This window comes from Pseudomonas sp. B1(2018) (assembly GCF_003097365.1).
GTDB classification, from domain to species: Bacteria; Pseudomonadota; Gammaproteobacteria; order Pseudomonadales; family Pseudomonadaceae; genus Aquipseudomonas; species Aquipseudomonas laurylsulfatiphila.
Map to the genome: position 1 here is coordinate 90,691 of NZ_PYUK01000006.1, position 21,556 is coordinate 112,246.

At 61.4% G+C, this 21,556-nt stretch carries 17 protein-coding genes; 2 read left to right on the forward strand and 15 right to left on the reverse strand.

Annotation, left to right across the window (positions count from 1 at the left end; genetic code table 11):
• The first annotated feature begins 38 nt into the window (after positions 1 to 38).
• Complete coding sequence (locus C9422_RS11350) at positions 39 to 1,901, forward strand: bifunctional O-antigen ligase/aminoglycoside phosphotransferase family protein (RefSeq protein ID WP_116580728.1); 1,863 nt, start codon at positions 39 to 41, stop codon at positions 1,899 to 1,901.
• A complete protein-coding gene (locus tag C9422_RS11355; protein WP_116580729.1) occupies positions 1,901 to 3,121 on the forward strand; it encodes an acyltransferase in 1,221 nt (406 codons plus the stop codon). The genes C9422_RS11350 and C9422_RS11355 overlap by 1 nt, the downstream gene beginning before the upstream one ends.
• A 23-nt stretch (positions 3,122 to 3,144) precedes the next feature.
• On the opposite strand, the gene C9422_RS11360 is transcribed toward C9422_RS11355, so the two are convergent.
• The 15 genes from C9422_RS11360 to glnE form a co-directional block, all read right to left on the reverse strand.
• A complete protein-coding gene (locus tag C9422_RS11360; protein ID WP_116580730.1) occupies positions 3,145 to 4,029 on the reverse strand; it encodes a glycosyltransferase in 885 nt (294 codons plus the stop codon).
• Positions 4,026 to 5,180, reverse strand: coding sequence for a glycosyltransferase family 4 protein (locus C9422_RS11365; RefSeq protein WP_116580731.1), 1,155 nt, complete (start codon positions 5,178 to 5,180; stop codon positions 4,026 to 4,028). Before C9422_RS11365 ends, C9422_RS11360 begins: the two co-directional genes overlap by 4 nt.
• Entirely contained in the window at positions 5,177 to 6,619 is a 1,443-nt protein-coding gene (locus C9422_RS11370) for a PIG-L deacetylase family protein (protein ID WP_116580879.1), read from the reverse strand. The genes C9422_RS11365 and C9422_RS11370 overlap by 4 nt, the downstream gene beginning before the upstream one ends.
• Before the next feature lie 8 nt (positions 6,620 to 6,627).
• Positions 6,628 to 7,524 (reverse strand): antimicrobial resistance protein Mig-14, encoded by an 897-nt coding sequence (locus C9422_RS11375; protein WP_116580732.1) that lies wholly within the window; start codon positions 7,522 to 7,524, stop codon positions 6,628 to 6,630.
• On the reverse strand, positions 7,524 to 8,654 hold the full coding sequence (locus tag C9422_RS11380; protein ID WP_116580733.1) for a glycosyltransferase: 1,131 nt from the start codon (positions 8,652 to 8,654) through the stop codon (positions 7,524 to 7,526). Before C9422_RS11380 ends, C9422_RS11375 begins: the two co-directional genes overlap by 1 nt.
• Positions 8,638 to 10,395, reverse strand: a complete 1,758-nt coding sequence (locus C9422_RS11385) for a carbamoyltransferase (RefSeq protein WP_116580734.1) — start codon at positions 10,393 to 10,395, stop codon at positions 8,638 to 8,640. The genes C9422_RS11380 and C9422_RS11385 overlap by 17 nt, the downstream gene beginning before the upstream one ends.
• A 165-nt stretch (positions 10,396 to 10,560) precedes the next feature.
• Positions 10,561 to 10,896 (reverse strand): YceK/YidQ family lipoprotein, encoded by a 336-nt coding sequence (locus tag C9422_RS11390; RefSeq protein ID WP_116580880.1) that lies wholly within the window; start codon positions 10,894 to 10,896, stop codon positions 10,561 to 10,563.
• Between the two features lie 219 nt (positions 10,897 to 11,115).
• Positions 11,116 to 12,567: a lipopolysaccharide kinase InaA family protein gene (locus tag C9422_RS11395; RefSeq protein WP_116580735.1), complete on the reverse strand. Its 1,452-nt coding sequence runs from the start codon at positions 12,565 to 12,567 to the stop codon at positions 11,116 to 11,118.
• A complete protein-coding gene (locus tag C9422_RS11400) occupies positions 12,567 to 13,319 on the reverse strand; it encodes a lipopolysaccharide kinase InaA family protein (protein WP_015093189.1) in 753 nt (250 codons plus the stop codon). Before C9422_RS11400 ends, C9422_RS11395 begins: the two co-directional genes overlap by 1 nt.
• Positions 13,316 to 14,050, reverse strand: a complete 735-nt coding sequence (locus C9422_RS11405; RefSeq protein WP_116580736.1) for a lipopolysaccharide kinase InaA family protein — start codon at positions 14,048 to 14,050, stop codon at positions 13,316 to 13,318. The genes C9422_RS11400 and C9422_RS11405 overlap by 4 nt, the downstream gene beginning before the upstream one ends.
• Positions 14,050 to 14,856, reverse strand: a complete 807-nt coding sequence (gene rfaP, locus C9422_RS11410) for a lipopolysaccharide core heptose(I) kinase RfaP (protein WP_116580737.1) — start codon at positions 14,854 to 14,856, stop codon at positions 14,050 to 14,052. Before rfaP ends, C9422_RS11405 begins: the two co-directional genes overlap by 1 nt.
• Positions 14,853 to 15,977 carry a glycosyltransferase family 4 protein gene (locus tag C9422_RS11415; protein ID WP_116580738.1) on the reverse strand — a complete coding sequence of 375 codons (1,125 nt, stop codon included), beginning with the start codon at positions 15,975 to 15,977 and terminating at the stop codon, positions 14,853 to 14,855. Before C9422_RS11415 ends, rfaP begins: the two co-directional genes overlap by 4 nt.
• Positions 15,977 to 17,038: a lipopolysaccharide heptosyltransferase I gene (gene waaC, locus C9422_RS11420; protein ID WP_007971808.1), complete on the reverse strand. Its 1,062-nt coding sequence runs from the start codon at positions 17,036 to 17,038 to the stop codon at positions 15,977 to 15,979. The genes C9422_RS11415 and waaC overlap by 1 nt, the downstream gene beginning before the upstream one ends.
• Before the next feature lies 1 nt (position 17,039).
• Positions 17,040 to 18,074: a lipopolysaccharide heptosyltransferase II gene (gene waaF, locus C9422_RS11425; protein ID WP_116580739.1), complete on the reverse strand. Its 1,035-nt coding sequence runs from the start codon at positions 18,072 to 18,074 to the stop codon at positions 17,040 to 17,042.
• A gap of 305 nt (positions 18,075 to 18,379) precedes the next feature.
• The gene (gene glnE, locus C9422_RS11430) at positions 18,380 to 21,319 is read right to left on the reverse strand and encodes a bifunctional [glutamate--ammonia ligase]-adenylyl-L-tyrosine phosphorylase/[glutamate--ammonia-ligase] adenylyltransferase (RefSeq protein ID WP_116580740.1); all 2,940 of its coding nucleotides are present in this window, start codon (positions 21,317 to 21,319) and stop codon (positions 18,380 to 18,382) included.
• Between the last annotated feature and the right edge of the window lie 237 nt (positions 21,320 to 21,556).

Consider the following 21,556-nt stretch of genomic DNA (forward strand, 5'->3'; position numbering starts at 1 on the left):
TGGGTACGGTCGCTCAATTCAGGAATAAGTTACTCAGCATGCAATTAAACGCTTTGAACAGCACGTCCAATAGAACCTTCGATTTCATTTGTTTGTGGATCCTTCCACTCGGTTACTTATTGCTGCTTTGCGCCCTGTTTTTCCTGCCCGGGCGCAGCGTGCTCCACAAGCTCTACTATGGCCTGTTCAGCATTCCGGCACTGATTGCGCTGTGCTTGCGTCCGCGGCTCGCCAAGGAACTGCTGCACGAACCGATCGTCATCGCAGTCCTGCTGTTTGTCGCTTGGGCGATGCTCAGCCTGGGCTGGGGCCCGGGCGACGAAATCGACTTCGGTCAGTTCAAACCGCCATTGCATACCCTGATGCTGTTCGTTGGCTGCTACCTGCTGGTGCGCTATCGCAGCGAAATCATCCAGCCGCTGCTGTTCTGCGCCGCAACGGTGGCGCTGATCACATCTGTCTACAACCTGTACCGGTTCGGCCTGATCTACCAGCCGGAAATGCGCATGATCGGTGTCGGCGCGTTCGACAATCCACTGCTCAGCTCCCACGTCTTCGGCTTTTTCTGTACCTATTGGCTGAGCCTGAGCATGACCTGCAAGCGACGCCAGGTACTCTGGTTGAGCATACCGGCGATGGCGATCATGTTCGCCGCCGTGCTGGCCACCGGCTCCAGGACCCCATTGGTTGCATTGACGCTGGCGGCGCTATGGCTGTGCCTCATCTCCTGGAGCCGACGCTCGGTCGTTCTGCTTGGCTCCATGTTCATTGCCGGAACGGCGACGTTCGCGCTGTTTGCGGACAAAATCATTGAACGAGGCAGCTCCTTCCGTATCGAACTCTGGCAAATGACCCTGGGCAGGATCGCTGAACATCCGTGGATCGGACATGGCTACAACGCCGAGCTGGCCCTGGACCCAGGCGTCGGCTACACCCTTGAGGAGCCCCATAGCTTTGCCCTCGGCGTGCTTTACTACGTCGGCATTATCGGTCTGCTGCCATGGCTGTTTTTCCACGCGTGGGGCCTCATCAGAAGCTGGCGTCATCGCGTGCAACCGCTGTTCATCATCGCCTCGGCCTGGCTGGCCTTCGGCATCGGCGCGGGCCTGACTGAAGGTGGCGGGATTATCTCGCGCCCCAAAGAGCACTGGTTCCTGCTGTGGATCCCCCTGGCGCTGGTTGCCGCATTGAGCATCAATCAGCGCGCCAGACGCCTGTTGGACACACCGATCAAGGTCGTGACGCCGAGCGCCCTGCAGCAGCTGATTGCCGATGCCAGGGTCATCGAAGAAGACGGTTTGGGCCCCAAAGTCCTGCGCCTGACCGATGGCAGCTTTCTCAAGCTGTTCCGCCGTCGTCGCTGGTATACCTCGGGCAGTTTCACGCCCTATTCCGATCGTTTTGCCGTCAACAGCGTGCAGCTGCGCGGCATGGGTATCCCGACCCCGCAGATCCTCGATCTCTACCGGCTCGAAGACGGCAGCACTGCGGTGCACTACTCGCCGTTGCCGGGCAACACGCTGCGCCAGATTCTGCAAGGCATCACCGCCCCGGCGGTGCGTCAGGCACTGGTGGAGCGCTTCGGCAAATTCATGGCTCAACTGCATCACAAAGGGGTCTACTTCCGCTCCCTGCACCTGGGCAATGTGCTGGTACTGGAGGACGGCGAGTTCGGCCTGATCGACCTGGCCGACTTGCGAATCTACCCTTCATCATTGAGCCCCTCCCTGCGTCGGCGTAATCTGCGCCATATGCAGCGCTACGCAGAAGATCGACGTTGGCTGTTCGAAGACCACTTCGAAGCGCTGCTGCAGGGATACGCCGCGGCGGCCTCGAAAGCCGACGTGGATAATTTGCACAGGCAAGTGCTGGCGGGGAGTCCTCCGGCCCGGGCTCACTGATGACAGAAACCAACCCGCTTATCGCGATGACGGGCTACCTGCTTGCCATCGCGACCGCTGCGCTTGTACTGCGCACGGTGCCAGGATTATCCCGACAGCTGGAGCATGGTGGTGAAAGCCGCTTTGCCAGCATTGACGGCTTGCGCGGGTACCTGGCTTTCGGCGTGTTCGTGCACCACTCGGTCATTACCTGGATCTTTCTGCGCACCGGCGTGATCGATTTTCCGCCGAGCAATTTCTACTCGCAGCTCGGCCAGGGCAGCGTTGCCCTGTTCTTCATGATCACCGGATTTCTGTTCTGGGACCGCTTGCTCACCCACGGGAGGCAACACGACTGGCTGGCATTTGCGGTATCGCGGCTGTTTCGCCTCTACCCGCTCTATCTGCCGCTGATGTTGACCGTGTTTGTCTGCGTGTTCTATCTGCAGGACTGGGAACTCAAGGACTCTGGTATCCAGCTTATCGGCCAGACCCTTGCCTGGCTGACCTTCGACCGGCCAGACGTCAACCAATACCACCAGACGGGCATGCTGATCTCCAATGTCACCTGGACGCTGGGGTACGAGGTTTTTTTCTACCTGGCCCTGCCACTGGCCGCCATGGTGTTCATTTATCGCGGTGGCTGGATGCAGACGGTGCTGTGCCTGATCGGCATCTACGCCCTGTACCAGGTGCTCGGCTGGGAACACTCGCTGAAGAAGCACTTCCTGGCCAGCTTCCTCGGTGGCATCGCAGCGGCGTACTGGATTCGCCGACCACAATGGGTCGCCTGGAGCCTGACTCCACTGGCGGGCGTCATCGCCCTGCTCGCCCTGGCCATCGCCTTTACTGTGTTCAGCCGTGCATTCAACCTGGGGGCGCTACTGCTGCTGTCACTGTTTTTTGTGATCGTGGCATCCGGCAATACTCTCTTCGGCTCCCTGAAGCCACGCAGCATTCGCTGGCTGGGGGAGATCAGCTACAGCACGTATTTGCTGCACGGTTTCGTGCTCTGGATTCTGCTGCAGCGACTGCCGCCGTTGTTGCATCTTGACGCCCGGCAAGCCTGGGTCTTCCTGCCGTTGCTGGCCGTGTGCAGTTGCCTGCTGATCATCATCAGCAGCCTGACTTACCAGTACATCGAAAAGCCCGGTATCAATGCCGGCAAGAAAACCCTGCACTGGTTGCGCCAGAACAGGAAGGCCGGGGAAGAACTGGAGAAGACGGCTCAACAACGCTGAGTATTCCCCCCTTCCCCCCTGCCTCAGCCTTTCTCCAGCCGTGAGAAATACATCCGCCCCAACCCACGCCAGGTTTTCTTGTTCCAGGCCTTGAAGGGAATCTGCGCCAGCAACTCCCGCGCCAGCTTGCGATCACGGTTGGCGGTCTTGAGGAACATGGAATTGAGAAACTTGTAGCGCACCTCGTCATACAGCGGGTGATCGCTGAAGAGCGCGTAGGTGCGCAGGATGCTGTCGATCATGAAGCGGTGATTCTTGTAGGAGTTGGTGGCGTGCTTGCGATAGCGCGCCATCAATACGTTCAGACCATCGATGAAGTAACCGGCATGGGTCACCTTCAACTCGATCAGCAAATCTTCCAGGCGAATGGTCGGGTCGAAACCGCCCACCTTCTCCAGCGCTTCGCGCCGGATCATCAGGGTGGGTGCCGGAGGATAGGGCTTGCGCTCCAGGAACATGTCATCGAAGTCCAGGCGACGGAACGGCACATCCCGGCGCTGGCGCTTCTCCGGGTAGAGGTTGCCGTCGGCATCGATCAGCTCGATGTTGCCGGCGCAAATGCCGACCTCGGGCTTGCCGTCCATATGCGCGACCTGGATGGCGATTCGCTCCGGCAACATGATGTCATCCGAACCGAACGGCACGATCAGGCTGCCCTTTGCCCGGGCAATCGCACCATTGAGGGTGTTGGTCAGCCCTTGGTTTTCCTGGACCCGAAAGTCGAAACCATGGGTGGCCTGCAACGCCTTGATCCGCTCGACGCTGTCATCCTTCGACCCATCGTCGACCACCAGCAACTCAATGTTTCGATAGGTCTGGTTGAGGACGCTGAGAATGCTCTGCTCGATGTAGGGGCCGTGGTTGTACGACGCGATAATGACCGTGACGATGGGTTGCGCGTCGTTCATGGCTGTTCCTTGCGGGCCTGTTCCAGGCCGGAGTCGATCAGATTGAGGTATTCACGACGGAACTCCTCGATGTCATGGTGTTGTTGCAGATAACGGAAAGCCTGCTCGCCCTTGGCCTTGAGTTCGTCATCCGACAGCCCGAGGTAAGTGTCCAGCGCAGCCTGCAGCGTCGGCACATCCTTGGGTGTAATCGCCAGGCCACCGGCCCCCTCGATGAGCGGCAACATGGCCGGCACGTTCGAGGCAATCACCGGCAAATGCCCGCTCATGCCTTCCAGCAGCGCCAACCCGAGGCCCTCGGCCAGGGACGGCATGGTCCAGATGTCGAAAGCGCGAATGTACTGCAGGGCAATTTCCTTGAACCCCAGCAAATGGGCGCGACCGCCGAGGCCGAGGCGGTCGATTTCCGCGGCCAGGCGCGACTCTTCGCGGCCGGCACCGATGATCGCCAGCTGGGTATTCGGGTATTTGTCCTTGAGCGCGGCAAAGGCCTGCAGCAAATAGACATGCCCCTTGACCGGCACCAGTCGCCCCAGTGCACCGATCAGCCGTACCGACGGATCGATGCCGAGCATTTCACGGGCTTTCTCGCGGCTGTGCTGCAAAGCCTCGGCCTGCTCGATGTCGATGGCGTTGGTGATGGCATAGGTATTCTGGTCGGTGAAGCCACAGTCGCAGTCCAGCAGATACTGCTTGACCGCTGGCGACACGCCGACGAAACGCCAGTGACGATCGATCAGGCGCTGGGTCTGGCGGCGCCGGTAAAAACGGTCGTACTCGCCAAAGCCATGGGAAATGCCGATGCACAGCGGCACTTTCAACCAGCGGTTGAGCGCCAGCATCATGTTCACCGGCTTGAAGCGGTTGCAGATCACCACATCGAATTTTTCCCGGCGGCAGAACTTGTACAGCTGCCACATCGCCCGCAGGCGCATGCCCTTGAGGGACTTGTCGGAAAACTCGAAGTACACCGAACGATCGGCCCGGCTCACCGCTTCGCCCGGCCCGGGTTTGCCCCGCAGAAACGCGGCGGTCACTTCATATCGATCGGTGGGCAGGGCCTTGACGATTTGCTCCGCGAGGTCGGCGAAATCATGGGCTTTGACGTTGTAGTCAGGCTGCAGTTGCAGGACCTTTGACCGCTGACTCATAACTCTCCCCGCTGAGAAACATTGCCTGGTGTGTGCTTGATCGACCACAAAAGCTCGTGGCGCCGGACGGCCTTGCGAAAGAATTCGTTCTCGCCGTAGGTGGGCGGCACCCGGCCGGCCAACAACCGCTGGATCACGCGACGCAGGCGGCGCTTGAACGGCATCGGCGGCTGCAGGTCGTGCATCATGCCCAACGCCATGGCCTTGTCCCGCTGTTGCTCCAGCGGCATCGGCAGGCAATAGGGCTGCATCGGCTGGACGGAATCGAAGGCCGGCGGCAAGGCGATGCCGTCACCGCTATCGCCCATCGGCCAACGGTCGTTGTCGTGCAAGTGGTTGGCGTAGCCCAACAGCGTGGTCGGTTGCCAGTCCAGGCCTTGCAAAGCCTCGAGGACTGCCGCCTGGGCGCAGATATGGTCGGGATGCGGATCCAGGGTCGGATGCGGCAGCACGATGACCTCGGGCCGGGCCCGCAGCAGCAATTCGCGCAGATCGGCCAGCAAGTTGTTCCAGGTCGGTGCGCCATCGGCATCGCCTGGCAGCGCGAACGGATTCAGCTGGCGAAATAGGCGGGTATCACTCAGGTCGGCCTCCCGCGATCCCGCCGGCACGCCAGGCGCGGCCTGCATGCTCGCCAGTTGCAGGCAGAAATAACCCAGCTGTACACAGCGAGCCTCGGGCACACCGGCCCAACGCGGTACGGCAATGCTGTCCCAGGTGCGCAGGCGGCCTTTCAAGCGGGCCGCATCGACCTTGTTCAGGCCCATCTGCCGGTAGTGTTCGGCTTCGATTTCGCCCGCTGTCAGCGTGACGATCCAGGTTTCGTCGGCCTGGCTGTACAACCCGTAGGCCGCCAGCTCGGCGTCATCGGCGTGGGGCGCGATGACCATCACCCGCTGACGCCGGTAATCCGGATGTTCCAGTGCCCACAGCACCGGCTCACCGAACACCCGACAGAAACGCCCGCGCAAGCGCAGGTCACCACGGGACAGCGCCTGAGCCTGACCACTGAGATTGAGGTAACGCAGGCCGTTTACGCCCCGCTCGAAGGTTTGTCGGTCGGGGTTTTCGCCCCCCGCCAACTCGACCACCGGATCGAAAAAACGACCCAACCAGGTGCTTTTTACCCGCAGGGCCAGCACCAGCGTCGCGTCGTCGACCAGCATCACGCCCTCGTCCAGCCGCAAATGTTCACCGCTCAGGTGCACCTTGGGCTGTGGCGTGTACGGAGGAAAGCTGTACTGGTAATCGTCTTTCGGCGAGTAGAACAGATGGTCGGCAAACCAGGCTTCGTGGGCCATCCAGCCCAGTACCGCCAGCACCAGCGGCAACCACCAGGCCACCAGCACACCGATGACGATCAACAGCACCAGCGCAATCAACAGGCCGATACGTTTAGTGCGCCGATGGCGCTTGAGCAGTTGCTGTTTGCGGCTCATGGCTTGGCTCATACGGTGAAGACCGGCACAGGGTTGCACCAGCGATCCTTGTATTCACGGTCGGCGCGACCGAAAGAAAAACGCAACGGTTTGTCCTGCGCCCGGGCATGTTCCCAAGCGCTTTGCGTATTGAGGAAACTCAGCACACTGCCGGGGCTGAACTCGCGAGTCTCGGGATCGACTCCGCCGTTGATGTACTCGACGCTGATCCACTGCGAAGTTTCGACGCGGTACACCAATTGAATCGCAATCGGCGCAGCGTTGAGAAAAATCACCGAACCGATCAGCAACTCGCGCAGCAACTCGATGACCTCGGCCATGCGTTCGGCACCCGTCGCCGGGAAACCCCAGCGGCGCTGGAACAGGTCGCAATAAATCGCCGACAGCTCAGCGCTGGAAAATTCGGACACCGGCCGCACCACGCCGCCCGCCTCTTCCAGCAGACGCAATTCACGGCGCTGGTTGTAGCGAAACTTTTTCGATAGTTCTTCCGGTGTGCGGGCCATCGCCAATTGTTCGGCCTGCAACCTGATGCCGGTGAACCGCCCCTCGTTCAACGCCGACAGATAGCGCGCGCGATGACGCAAAGGCGCCTGGGCATCGGCCGCGGCCGGCAGGATGATCTCGGCGTTGCCCAGGTCGAACAGGCCTTTCTTGCCGCGACGCTTGAGCACGTCCTTGGACAAGGCCAGGTCGCGCCCCCAGGTCGGGATCGCCGCCTTGACCTCATCACCCTGCATCCAGGCCAGGTAACGCACCGGGATGTCTGCCAGTTGCGCCAGGCGCTCGACCACCATGGGATGAGTCGCGACGCTGCCGCCATAGCGCTGCCAGGTTTCGGCGTAAGTCGAGGCGTCGACTACCGCCCAGCCACGCTCGCGCCAGCCTTGAAATCGGTTGAGCATCAGCCCCTCTGTGCCAGTTCGGTAACGTGCGGCAAGTGCCAGAAAGCATCGCGCACTGCGCGGTCGGAAAAGCGTTCGCGCAAGCGCTCGAGCATCATCTCGGCACACTGCCGGCGTTGCTGATCATCCATGGCAGCCAGGTGTTGCAGGCCCTGGGCCAGATGTCCGGCATCCCCCAAGGGGAACAGGATGCCCACGCCTTCGACCACTTCCTTCGCGCCGCCGCATGCCGTGGCGAGCAAGGGTACGCCGGCGGCCATGGCCTCCAGCAGCACCATGCCGAACGGTTCGTGATCGGAACTCAGGGCGAACACATCGAAGGCCCGGAAATAGTTGCGCGCATCCGGCACCTGACCGAGGAACAGCACCCGGTCGCCGATACCCAGCTCGCGGGCCTGAGCCTTGAGGTCTTCCTCCAGGCGCCCCTTGCCGAGAATCACCAACTGGCTGTTGGCCGGCAACTGCGGCAATGCCTCGGCGAAACCATCGAGCAGCGTGGCCTGGTCCTTGTCCGGATGCAGGCGTCCGACGTTGCCGACAATCCATGCATCCGCCGCCAGTCCGAGGGTTTCCCGGGCCTCGCGAGCCGACACCTGCGTGGCTTGCAAGGCATCGACGTCGATGCGGTTGTACAACGTCTGAATTCGCGAAGCCGGCCACTTTGGCAGGCAACTGCGCATGTCGTCGCGCACCGCGTCGGACACACCGAGCAGGCTCAAACGCTTGCGGAATATATGGACGAACAGTTTGCGACTGCCACGCTTGTAGTCTTCAAACCCGTGGTGCACGCCAATGACCGGCAACGACGTACCGAGCAGGGCGATATAGATAGGCTTGAAGCGATGAGCGATGCAGAAACTGAAGTTGCGCGACGCGGCGATCTTGCGCAGATCGCCGATGGCGCCCAGCTTCAGGCCACGAATGGCCTTGGAACTGTACTCCATGAACAGCACCTCGTCGGAGGCGCAGCCCGCGGCGACTTCGGCATCGGCAACCCCGGTGAGAAACACCGTGGTCACGCGATAGCCAGTCCCCGCGAACAGGCTGGCGTACTGCCGTGCGCAGTCCAGGAACGGCCCGTCATAGCCGTGGCAGAACTGCAGCACATGACGTTCAGCCGAACGTGTCATAGGCGTTTGCGCCCTCTTTGACCACCAGGATGTCTTCCATGATCAGATACTGTAGATCCGAACCGAAGAACATGTTCAGCGCGTCAGTCGGCGAGCAGATCATCGGTTCACCGCGACGGTTGAGCGAGGTGTTGAGCGACACGCCGTTGCCGGTGAGCACTTCCAGCGCTTTCATCATGTCGTAGTAGCGCGGGTTGTATTCGCGCTTGAGCACCTGGGCGCGGGAGGTGCCGTCTTCGTGGACGACTTCCGGCACGCGGGTCTTCCACTCTTCCGCCACTTCGAAGGTGAAGGTCATGAACGGAGCCGGGTGATCGATCTTGATCATCTGCGGCGCCACGGTGTCGAGCATCGACGGGCAGAAAGGCCTCCAGCGCTCGCGGAACTTGATCTGGTGGTTGATGCGATCAGCCACGCCGGGCACGCTCGGGCAACCGATGATCGAACGACCGCCCAGTGCACGCGGACCGAACTCCATGCGGCCCTGGAACCAGGCCACCGGGTTACCGTCGACCATGATTTTGGCGATCTGCTCCGGCATGTTGTCGAGCTTGCGCCACGTCGGCTTGTTGGCGTGACGGGCGCAGGCCGCGATCACGTCTTCGTTGCTGTACGACGGGCCGAGGTAGACGTGTTCCATCTTCTCGACCGGTACGCCACGGGCGTGGGACACATAGGCTGCCGCGCCCACTGCAGTACCGGCGTCACCGGACGCCGGCTGTACGAACAGCTCCTTGACGTCGTCGCGAGCGATGATTTTCTGGTTGAGCTTGACGTTCAACGCACAGCCACCGGCGTAAGCCAGCTTGCCGGTTTCCTTGAGCACGTCGCCCAGGTAGTAGTCGATCATCTGCAGTGCAATCTTTTCGAACAACGCTTGAATGCTGGCGGCGTAGTGGATGTAAGGCTCGTCGGCGATGTCGCCTTCGCGCTTGGGACCCAGCCACTCGATCAGCTTCGGCGAGAAGTAATAACCCTTGCCCTTCTCTTTATAGCGACGCAGACCGATGACGTTGGCGTAGTCGGTGTTGATCACCAGCTCGCCGTTTTCGAACGAAGCCAGGCGCGAGAAATCGTATTTGCTGGCGTCGCCGTACGGCGCCATGCCCATGACCTTGAACTCACCGTCGAGCATGTCGAAACCGAGGAACTCGGTGATTGCGCCGTACAGGCCGCCGAGGGAGTCCGGATCGAAGAATTCCTTGATCTTGTGGATCTTGCCGTTTTCGCCATAACCGAAGAAGGTCGTGGCGTACTCGCCCTTGCCGTCGATGCCCAGGATCGCGGTTTTCTCTTTGAAACCGGAGCAGTGGTAGGCGCTGGAGGCGTGGGCCAGGTGGTGTTCGACCGGCTCGATCTTGATCTTCTTCGGATCAAAGCCCAGTTGCTCCAGGCACCAGACGATCTTGTTGCGATAGCGCTTGTAGCGACGGTTACCCATCAGGATCGCGTCGAGTGCACGGTCCGGGGCGTACCAGTAACGCTTGGCGTACTGCCAGCGGGCCTTGCCGAACAGGCTGATCGGGGCGAACGGGATCGCTACCACGTCAACGTCGGACGGCTTGATGCCGGCCTGTTCCAGGCAGAATTTCGCCGATTCGTAGGGCATGCGGTTCTTTGCATGTTTATCGCGTACGAAGCGTTCCTCTTCAGCCGCCGCGACCAGCTTGCCGTCGATGTACAGGGCTGCGGAAGGATCATGGCTAAGGGCGCCGGACAGGCCAAGAATCGTCAATGCCACAGGGGTCTAGCCTCTTTAGTCTGCATGCAGGCGCAAGCGCCTCAAAAATTAATGTGCCCTCGCAAGGGGCGAGAGACAGCTAAAGGGCGGGATTATAGCGTAAAAGCGGCGGCTAGCCTCTAGCCGCAAGCGGCGAGCAACTGCAGCGGGGACCTCACGGCATTTTCAGCCGCTCGAAGGCCGCCAGTAGACGACGATATTGCCGTCCACGCTTTGCCGGTAAATCGTGTAGGGCAAGGCAGCGGTGTCCAGTGCGCCGGACAGGGCCAGGTCGAGCAAAATGAGCGGTACGAGGATCCCCGTGGGATCGGGCGGTGCGTTCAGTACGCAGAAGTCATAAGCGAGGCCGCTATAGACCCGGGGAATGGACTGACAATAGGTTTTTTGCCTGCGCAGCCCGTGCGCTGCGTCGGCTTCATCTTGCAGGACCGTAGCGGCGGTCCCGCAGCCCATTAGCGAGACGGATAAAACACCTGATGAAACTGCCATTTTGATCGACACAGCCTGCCCTCCGAGAACGTCAGGCAAACTAGCATCGGGGCAATTTCGGCCACAGTTCATGGCTTCCCAAGATCGCGTAGGACGGTTCACAAGACCCTGTCTGCTTTCTCGGTTGGCTGTTACGGCCCCTTCGCGAGCAAGCCCGCTCCCACAGAGGTTCCGGTCACTCAGAAATCCCTGTGGGAGCGGGCTTGCCCGCGAAAGGACCGAAGGTCCGATTCAGGCCGCGCTGGAGATATCTTTGGGAAGACGCTGATCGATGACCTGATAAAGGGCACTGCCTTCAGGCCAATTACGCATGAACCGCGCCCGATCCCGCGCATATGCCGGTGCATAACTGCCAAGCGAGCCGTGCTGGCACATCGAGTCGAGGTCGATCAACGCCCAGCGATCCTGCTGCCAGAACAGGTTATGGCCCTTGAAGTCGCCATGACTGATACGCAAACGAATCAGCTCGGCAAACAGATGATCCAGCGCCGCCAGTTCGACCTGGGGTGCATCACCGCTTTCAACGTAGGGCGCAAAACGCTCGATGATGTCCGGCCCCGGCAGATACTCGGTGATCAGGTACGCCCGGCTGCGCAGCCACAGGAAACGCTTCTCCAGCAACGCCAGCGGCTTGGGCGTGGCAATCCCGAGGAACGCCAGGCGATTGCCTTCGCGCCATGAATGCCAGGCCCGGCTCGGGCGCCAGAAACGCTTGAGCCAGTGGGCAAAACCCTTGATGTTGTAGCGCTTGATCACCAGCGTGCGGCCATCCACTTCGACCTTGCCAACACTCGCCGCGCCGCCGGTCTTGTACAGATGCCCCTGATCGAGCAAGGCATCGGCCTGCTCCAGCACCGGCACCATCGACGCCTCTTCCTCGCGGCGAATCGCCCGCAGTCCGAAGGCCCCGCGCTGGACGCTGAACAGCGTGCACTCGCGGCCGACCTTGATCAGGTAGTCCTTGAGGCGCCAGTTGCGGACCTTGTCGATCTGCTTCTGCAGCGCCTCCATGGGCAAGGCGTGCTCGCCGTTGCTGAGCAGGTAATACACCAGCAACTCTTCAATGAAGGGCTCGATCGACTTCGGCAACTGGGCGAAGAACACCCCGAGGTTTTCCAGGACTTTCTGCCGCGACAGCGGCTGGCCAGGTGTCTCGCTGCAGATACCGGCACCATCGATCAGGTACAGGCGGCCGCCCTGGCGCAGTAGATTGTCCAGGTGCAGGTCTTCCTGCCACAGGCCCTTGCGATGCATCTGACCGATCGCACCCAGCGCCTCGGCCAGCACCGCCCCTTGTCCATCGGACAGTACGGGCTGCTGCTCAACCTGCTTCCAGGTGTCACCCAGGCTTTCGGCATGCTCAAGGAAATCAAACAGCAGCCAGCCACCCTCGCCGTCTTTCAGGCCATCGGCCAACAACTGCGGTGTGGTCAGGCCCTGATCAGAAAGCAGGCGCACGCCGTCCAGTTCACGCTGAAAATGCCGTGCGGCCTTGCTGCCGACCAGCAACTTGGCCAACACCGGCCGGCCACGCCAGACACCGGCACCGACATAACGCTGCCCCGGCAATACCCGCAACAGGCTCAACAGTTGCAAATCGGCGGGGCCGGCGGCATCGGCCAACGAAACGCTCAGCGGCAAAGCCGGATGGCGGCCAGCGGATTTCAAGTCGGACAAACGCATCAACGTGGCCCCTTTTGGCTGCGCCGTGCGGTCAAGCGCTGCAGCCAGCTGTCGATCAGCGAGCTGTCCTGCGGCTGATCCAGATAGGCCGCCAGCAATTGCCGCAGCTGCGATTCGCCCCACTCGGGCGCGCGGCGCGTCAGCGGTTCCAGGTCCTTGATGCGGTCACGCTGCCCGTACAGCAGCGGCCGGGTCTTTTCCAGGTCGATCAATTGAGCCTGGTAGCCGTGGCCGGTGGCACGCATGAAAATATGCTTGGGATAGAAACACCCGTGCACCTGGCGTGCAGCGTGCAGTTGCCGGGCCAGCTCGCCACTGGCCTTGAGGATCTCCGAGTGCTGCTCAGGGCTCAATTGAGCCCAGCGCTGCAACAGCGAGTCGAGGTCGTCCCAACCGTCCAAGGCGCGGGTCAGCAGGATCGCGCGGACTTCGCCATTGACCTTGCGCTGCCCGTAGAACACCGCTTCCAGCGCCGGAATGCCCATCTTCCGGTAACGGGAGATGTTGCGAAACTCGCGGGCGAAACTCGGCTCGCCGAACGGCGCGCGCAAGGTGCGGGTCAGGTAGTTGCTTTGGCGCTTGAGGTAGTAGCCATGACCTTCGAGATCCAGCCGAAACACACTGCTCCAGCCGCCGCGACCGGTGTTGGGTTCGTCCACCGCATCGAGCTGTTTGGCCCAGAGTGCCTCGAACGTGCCGAGACCATGGCGCTCAAGTAGCGCACGGTCTTCAGCGGCCAGAAAATCAGTCATTCGCGTCCCTCGAAAAATCTCACCACGTGCCGGATACGTTTCTTGTCCGCAGCGTTGAGCCGGGTCCGGTTGCGGTATTGCAGGTAAAAGCGCAGGCGCTGGGTAGCCGACAGTTGATACTTGGCAACCTTGTCCAGGCACGCCAGATCCTTGGTGATGCGGTACTTGAGCCAGAAACCGCGCCAGAAATCGCCGTTGGGGCAATCGATCAGAAACAGTCGAGCCTCGTCGTCGATCAGCAGGTTGCGCCACTTCAGATCATTATGGGTGAAGCGGTGGTCGTGCATGGTCCGGGTGTACTGGGCCAACTGACGACTGACGGCATCGACCCAGGCGCGGTCCGACAGTTTCGGATCGCGTCGCTCGGCCAGTGCCGACAAGTCTTCGGTACGCGGCAGCTCCCGGGTAATCATCGCGCCGCGAGCGTAGGCCGCACCGCGCCGCTCCAGCCCCCAGGCCACCACTTCGGCCGTGGGAATGCCCCACTTGGCGAAGCGCTTGAGGTTCTGCCACTCCATCTTCACCCGAGGCTTGCCGAGGTAACGCCGCAAGCCTTTGCCGGCACCCACGTAGCGTTTGACGTAATAGTTGACGCCATTGCGCTGAACGCGAATGACCTCGGAGAGCAGGTCCTTGGTCAACTGCTCGCCCTGAAGTGCAAACACCGCCTCCAGGCTGCCGAAGTCCTCTGCCAGATCGCTGTAGGCCGGCTCCAGTTTCCAACCCGACATCAGAGCGCATCCCCGTATCGCTGTTTACGCTCGTAGAGCTTGTTGGCCTTGCCATCAAGCCAGCTCAGCAGCCCGGCTTCTTCGCTCAGGATCTGCCGCAGCGGCTGCTGGAAATAGCCTTTGAGAAAACGCAATTTGTCGCGGCGGGTCAGGCCGATGTCCAGGGCGGAAAAGTACAGGGCGGCCAGATCCTTGTTGCGCCAGCGCGAGGTGATCGCCGGACGGGTCTGGGCGCGGTGCAGGTCGATCACCGAAAGCTTGAAGTCATCAAAGGTCACCGGTTTATCGGTGTGCAGCAGGAAATGACAGATGTAGCAGTCGCGGTGATTGACCCCGGCGCGGTGCATCATGCCGGTCATACGTGCGACTTCGGCGATCAGCGCGCGCTTGAGTTTTGGCTCGGGCGGCTGCTTGACCCAGTTGACGCTGAAGTCTTCGAGGCTGACGGTGGGCGCCAACTCTTCGGTAACGATGAACGAGTGCTGGTCGGCCGGATTACTGCCCTTCTCGCCATACGCGACGGCGGTCATGGTCGGCACGCCGGCTTCCTGCAGGCGCTGAATGGCCTTCCACTCCTGGCCGGCACCCAGTACCGGGAGCTTGGCGGTGAGCAGGTTCTTGAAGATTTCGCCCCAGCCGATGCCACGGTGGATTTTCACGAAAAACCCGTTGCCGTCGACTTCCGTGCGCAATGTCCGGCGTGCTTCCAGCTCGCGGTAAACCTCGCCCTTGAGCCCCTCGACTTCGGCGAACGGGTCGCGTCCGGCCCAGAGGCTCTTGAACGGTTCAGCCAGCATCAACTTCATTTAGCGTGCTCCGCCAGAATCACATCGGCCGCGTGTTGCGGCATGCTGTAGAGGTCGGCCGTTTCGGCGAAGGCCAGACCATTGCGGCTCCAGGCCGCCCTTGCTTGAGCGTCGTTCAACATGCCGGTCAGGTATTGCGTCAGCTGCGCCTGATCGAAGGGCTCATCCAACACCAGGCCCGCATCGGCCTCGGCGATGTAATGGGCGTAACCGCACACCGCGCTCACCAACACCGGCAAGCCGGCCACCAGGGCTTCGAGCAGCACGGTGCCGGTATTTTCGTTGTACGCCGGGTGGATCAACAGATCGGCACCCAACAGGAAACGCGGGATATCGCTGCGCCCCTTGAGGAACGTGACGTTGTCGCCCAACCCCAATGTCGCGCTCTGCATCTGGAATAACTTGGGGTCATCCTGGCCAATTACAAACAGCCGGGTACGCTTCCTCAGCTCGGCAGGCAATGCCGCCAGTGCCTTGAGGCTGCGGTCCACACCCTTGGTCTTGAACCCGGAGCCGATCTGCACCAGCAGCAGTTCGTCGTGCTTGAGGTCGAATTCAGCGCGGAACCCTGCACGAATGTCATCGGCATCGGCCGGCCGGCGACGGTCCTGGGCGATACCCGGTGGCAGCAGATGGAAACGCTCCAGCGGCGTGTCGTAATGCTTGATGAACAGCGGCTGCTGGACTTCGGAAATCATCAGCACTTCGGTCTTCGCATCCTTGGCGAACACCGCGCGCTCATATTCGGCGAAGTGGCGATAGCGACCCCAGCGGCGATACAGCGAATTGCGCAGGTTCTGCGCCTTGTCTTCGAAGCAGCCGTCGGCGGCGTAATAGACGTCCAGGCCCGGCATCTTGTTGAAGCCGATCAGGCGGTCCACCGGGCGCTTGGCCAGGTCGGCTTCCATCCATTCGCTGAGTTTTTCGTTGCGTCGATGGTTGAAGAACGCCTTGACCGGCGCCACCAGCACTTCGAAGCCCGGCGGTACGTCGCCCTCCCAGATCAGCGTGTAGACGCGAATCTGATGGCCGCGCTTCTGGCACTCCAGGGCAATGCGCATGAAATCGCGCTGCAAGCCACCGAACGGAAAATATTTGTACAGGACAAATGCCAATTGCATCAGCGCAGCTCCTCAGCCATTAACAACGTGCTCAGTCGGCTGGCGACACGCTCGGGGTTCAGACGCGTGAAGCACAGGGGCCACTCGCGTTTCAGGTCAAACTGACGGGCATCTTCGGCCGTCGGTTGATAGGTGCATTTCTTTTGCAGGCACGGCGCACACGGGAAGTCGCTGGCCAGGTGAATCTGCACCTTGCCGTAGGCGCCGGTCAGGCCCGGATTGGTCGGGCCGAACAGCGACAGCGTCGGCACATCCAGCGCGGCGGCCAGGTGGCCCAGGCCGGTATCCACCGCCACGCAGGCTTGCGCGCCGGCCAATACCTTGCCTACACCGGCCAGGTTCAATTTGGGCAACACTTCGGCGTGCTTGAAACCGGCGGCGATGCGCTCGGCGCGGGCTTTCTCCTGCGCATTGCCCCAAGGCAACTTGACCCCGACGCCCAGATAGCCGACCCGTTCGGTCAGCTCGCGCCAGTAAGCTTCAGGCCAGTGCTTGGTGTCCCAGGTCGTGCCATGCAGAAACACCACGTACGGGTTCTTGCGCGGCAACTCCACCAGGCGCTCGACATTCAGACCGTAGTCGCCCATGCCTTTTGGCAAGTCATAGCCCAAGGCGATGGCGAACAACTGACGCACTCGCTCCACCGCGTGCTGCCCACGGGCAACGGCCAGACGCCGATTGTAAAAACGCGCAGCGATGGGCTCGCGCGCCGAGCTTTTATCGAGGCCGGCCACCGGTGCCTTGACGTAGCGGGTCAGCCAGGCGCTTTTAAGCAAGCCCTGGGCGTCGATCACCAAGTCGTATTTCGTGGCGCGCACGCTTTGCTTGAAGCGCTTCCACTCACCGCTCTTGATGGTCTGCCAGATGTTTTTGCGCCAGCGACGGATGGCCACCGGAATCACCTTGCCCACCGCCGGATGCCAGGTCGGGATTTCGGCAAAGCCTTCTTCCACCACCCAGTCGAATTTGATGCCGGGAATCGCCCGCGCCGCGTCGGTCAACGCCGGCAACGCATGAATGACGTCGCCCAGCGAAGATGTCTTGATCAACAGAACCCGCAAGCTATTTGACCTCGACCACAGTGCCTTGCAACCGCTGCAAGGCTTCGTTCACGGCTTGCGGCATGAGCTGGCGCAAGCAGTTGTAATGGCCGAAACGGCAGGTGCGATCGAAGCACGGGCTGCACTCGATGCCCATGCGTACGATTTCCACGTGCTCGGCCAACGGTGGCGTGAAACCCGGCGACGTCGAGCCGTAGACCGCAACCAGCGGGCGGTTCAGCGCGGCAGCGACGTGCATCAGACCGGAATCGTTGGACACCACCGAGTCGGCACAGGACAGCAGGTCGATGGCTTCGGCCAGCGAGGTGCCGCCGCTGAGATTGACCGATTCTTCGCGCAGGCCGGGAATCAGCCGCGCGCGAATGTCTTCGCCCACCGCGTGGTCGTTTTTCGAACCGAACAGCCAGACTTGCCAGCCTTCACGAATCTTCGTTTCGGCGACCTTGGCGTAATGCTCGGACGGCCAGCGCTTGGATTCGCCAAACTCGGCGCCGGGGCACAGGGCCAACACCGGACGATCGAGGGTCAGGCCGAACTTGGCCAGCGCCGCCTCGCGGGTGACCGGGTCGATCTGCAGCGTCGGACGCGGATAGGGTTTCGGCAACTCGACGCCCGACTCGAAGGCCAGGGCCATGAAGCGCTCGATCATCAGCGGATAACGATCCTTATCCAGCGTGCGCACGTCATTGAGCAGGCCATAGCGGAATTCGCCACGCCAGCCGGTGCGTTTCGGGATGCCGGCAAAGAACGGCACCAGCGCCGACTTCAGGGAATTGGGCAACAGGATCGCCTGGTCGTACTGGCCGGCCAGGGATTTGCCGATGCGCCGGCGCGTCGCCAACTCCAGCACGCCATGACCGAGCGGAAAGCTCAAGGCCTGGCGAACTTCGGGCATGCGCTCAAGAATCGGCCGGCTCCACTCGGGGGCCAGCACGTCGATTTCGCACTGCGGGTGGCGTTGTTTGAGACACTGGAAAAGTGTCTGCGCCATCACCATGTCACCGACCCAACTGGGCCCAACGATCAGAATTTTCATGTGGTTTCCATAAACGAACCGGGGAGGCCTACGCCTCCCCGCCTCGAGAATCTCTGCGGGAGCATGCTGGCTTGCGATGGGTCATCACCTTCAACATTGCTGTCGACTGTCACTCCGCTATCGCGAGCAGGCTCGCTCCCACATTGGGTATTGGTGTACTTCGATCGGCATGACACTGCAGATCTACTATGGGAGCGGGCTTGCCCGCGATGAGGGCGTCACATCCGAACATCAATGGTGACTGTGCCTCCGCTATCGCGAGCAAGCTCGCTCCCACAGGGGTATCGGGCGTATCAAAAATCGTGTCAGTTTAGCCCCAGCTCCCGCCAGATCCGCATGACCTGCTGCCGTTCGTCCGCGAACTGGTCGGCCGGTATCACCCCCGGGTTCTTCTGCAGAGCCTGTCGGTGGGCGGCGGAACGGTACGCTTTATACGCTTCACGCAACAGGCTGGCATCTTCGACGGGCACCAGCCCTTCGTGCTCCAGCTCTTCCAGAATGCGGATGTTATCGGTCCAGCGCAGCAATGGCGGGTGTGTTTCGGACCACGCCAGGGCCGCGTATTGCACCATAAATTCAATATCGACGATACCTCCGGCATCCTGCTTGATATCGAACGGCGCCGTGGCTTCGAAGGCATTTGCCCCGGTGCCGGCCGCCGTGCTCTTGCTGCCGAGGTTATCGCGCATCTTGGCGCGCATCTCACTGACCTCCTGGCGCAGGGTCGGCAAATCACGCGCCTTGCCCAATATCGCGGCGCGGACTTTCTCGAAGGCCTGGCCGACATCCTGACTGCCCACCAGCACGCGCGCCCGCACCAGTGCCTGATGCTCCCAGGTCCAGGCTTCGTTCTCCTGATAACGGGCAAACGCCCCCAAAGAACTCACCAGCAACCCCGACGCACCGGACGGCCGCAGGCGCATGTCCACTTCATACAACTGCCCGGAGTTGGTCTGCGCCGTCAGCAGGTGAATGATCCGTTGCCCCAGGCGGGTGAAAAATTGCGCGCCGTCGATGGGTTTGGGCCCATCGGTTTCAGCTTGCGGATCACCGTCGTGGATGAACACCAGGTCCAGGTCCGAACCATGCCCGAGTTCCAGGCCGCCGACTTTCCCATAACCGACAATGATGAAGCCGGGATCGCACAAGGTGCCATCGGTGCGCAGGGGCGTACCGTACTTGGCCACGGTCTGGCGCCAGGCCAGTGCGAGCACCTGTTCAAGAATCGCTTCGGCGAGCCAGGTCAGGTAGTCGCTGACTTTCATCAGGGGCAGGCTGCCGGCGATTTCCGACGCAGCCACCCGCAAGCGGTGCGCCAACTTGAAGTGACGCAGCGCTTCCATTTGCTGTTCGAGGTCGTCCTCGGGAATCCGCGTCAGGCGCTCACGCAACTCGGCTGCCAGTTCTGGCGCCAGTGGCGGCTTGAACAGTCGGCCTTCGTTGAGCAATTCGTCGAGCAGCAGCGGGAAACGGGTGATTTGCTCGGCGATCCACGGGCTCGCGGCGCACAGCGTCAGCAAACGCCGCAAGGCGCCAGGGTTCTCGGTCAGCAGCACCAGGTACGCGGAGCGACGGGCCACGGCTTCAACCAGCGGCAACACGCGTTCCAGCACCAGATCCGGATTGGCATGCTCCACGGCCTGCGCCAGCAAACGCGGAATAAACGCATCGAGACGTTCGCGCCCCAGACGCTGCATCGCCCTCAATTGCGGACTGCTGCGCAGACCGGCCAAGGCTTTCAAGGCCTTGGGGGCATCCTTGAAACCACCCTGTTCCAACTGGCGGCAAGCGGCCTCATCGTCCTGAGCCTCTTCCCACAGCGGCAACCACTCGCCGCCGACCACCACTTCGCTTTCGGCGCCCAGCTCTTCGTCGGGATCGGCGATCACCTGCCCGAAGTGCCAGGCTACCCGGCCACGCCAGTACATCAGTTGTTCATGGAACGCCGTCCAGTTGGCGAAGCCCAGCATAAAGGCAATGCGCGCCTGATCCTGCTCGCCATCGGGCAACATTTGCGTCTGACGGTCAGCGATCGCCTGAATCGCGTGTTCGGTGTAACGCAGGAATTCGTAGCCTTCGCGCAGCTCACTGATCACGGCCGGCGGCAGATAACCCTGACCTTCCAGGGTGCTCAGCACCTTTAATAGCGGGCGCTGCTGCAAGCTCAGGTCGCGACCGCCGTGGATCAGCTGGAACGCCTGGGCAATGAACTCGACTTCACGAATGCCGCCAGAGCCGAGCTTGATGTTGTCGGCCATGCCCTTGCGCCGCACTTCCTGCTGGATCAACTGCTTCATGGTGCGCAGCGCTTCGATGGCCGAGAAGTCCAGGTAACGCCGGTAAACGAACGGCCGCAGCATCTCTTGCAGTTGCGCGCCAGCCACCTGGTCGCCGGCCACCACCCGCGACTTGATCATCGCGTAGCGTTCCCAGTCGCGACCCTGGTCCTGGTAATACTGCTCCAGCGCATTGAAGCTCAGCACCAGCGCGCCCGCCGAACCGTAGGGGCGCAAGCGCATGTCGACGCGGAATACAAAGCCGTCGACGGTCATCGGGTCCAGAGCCTTGATCAGCCGCTGGCCCAGGCGAATGAAGAATTCCTGGTTATCCAGCGCGCGCTTCACACCGACGGTTTCGCCGCCCTCGGGATAGGCGAAAATCAGGTCGATGTCCGACGACAGGTTCAACTCCACGGCACCGAGCTTGCCCATGCCGAGGATAACCATCTGCTGCGGCTCGCCGCTGCGCCGCCCGGTTGGCACGCCGAATTGCTGGCAATGCCGCACGTACAACCATTGATAGGCCTGATCGATGCTGGCATCGGCCATGTCCGAGAGGTCGCGGCAGGTCTGGATCAAATCGGCCTGGCGGGTCAGGTCGCGCCAGATGATCCGCACCTGATGGCGCGCGCGCTGGCGGCGCAGGGCACGGCCAAGCAGATCGTCGGTCTCGGCCGTGCTCACGGCGGCTGCGATCTGCGCGCACAATTCACCGGGCGCGTAGCTGCGGTCCAGCTCACCGGACTGCACCAGCTGCAGCAACATCAGCGGGTCACGAACAGACTGTTCAATCACGAAATCGCTGGCGGCGGTGACGCGGGCAAATTGCGCCCAGCGCTCTGGCGACCAGGCAGACAACCCGTGATCATCGTCCAGAGTGGCGACGGCAGCCCGGAACGACTGCTCGGCACGGGTGACAAACGGCTGGAGAATGGCGGGCAGTTCGGCAAGCGAAGGGAGGCTCATGGTCTATCCTTGATCGGCGTACAACGGACTGCATGTAGTGGTTTTCGAAAACCCACTACCTGAGGGAGTGTCGAACAAAAGTTAGAAATAGCTGAAATTTCTTTTATTTTGGCAGCCAGCATCAAGCTTTTACCTTTTGTAGTTGGAAAAAGACCAACCTTAACGATTATTCTCACAACGCAGCCGGGGGCCACAAGCCGCTCATCTGTAGTTTTACTACTCGTATATACATTAGAC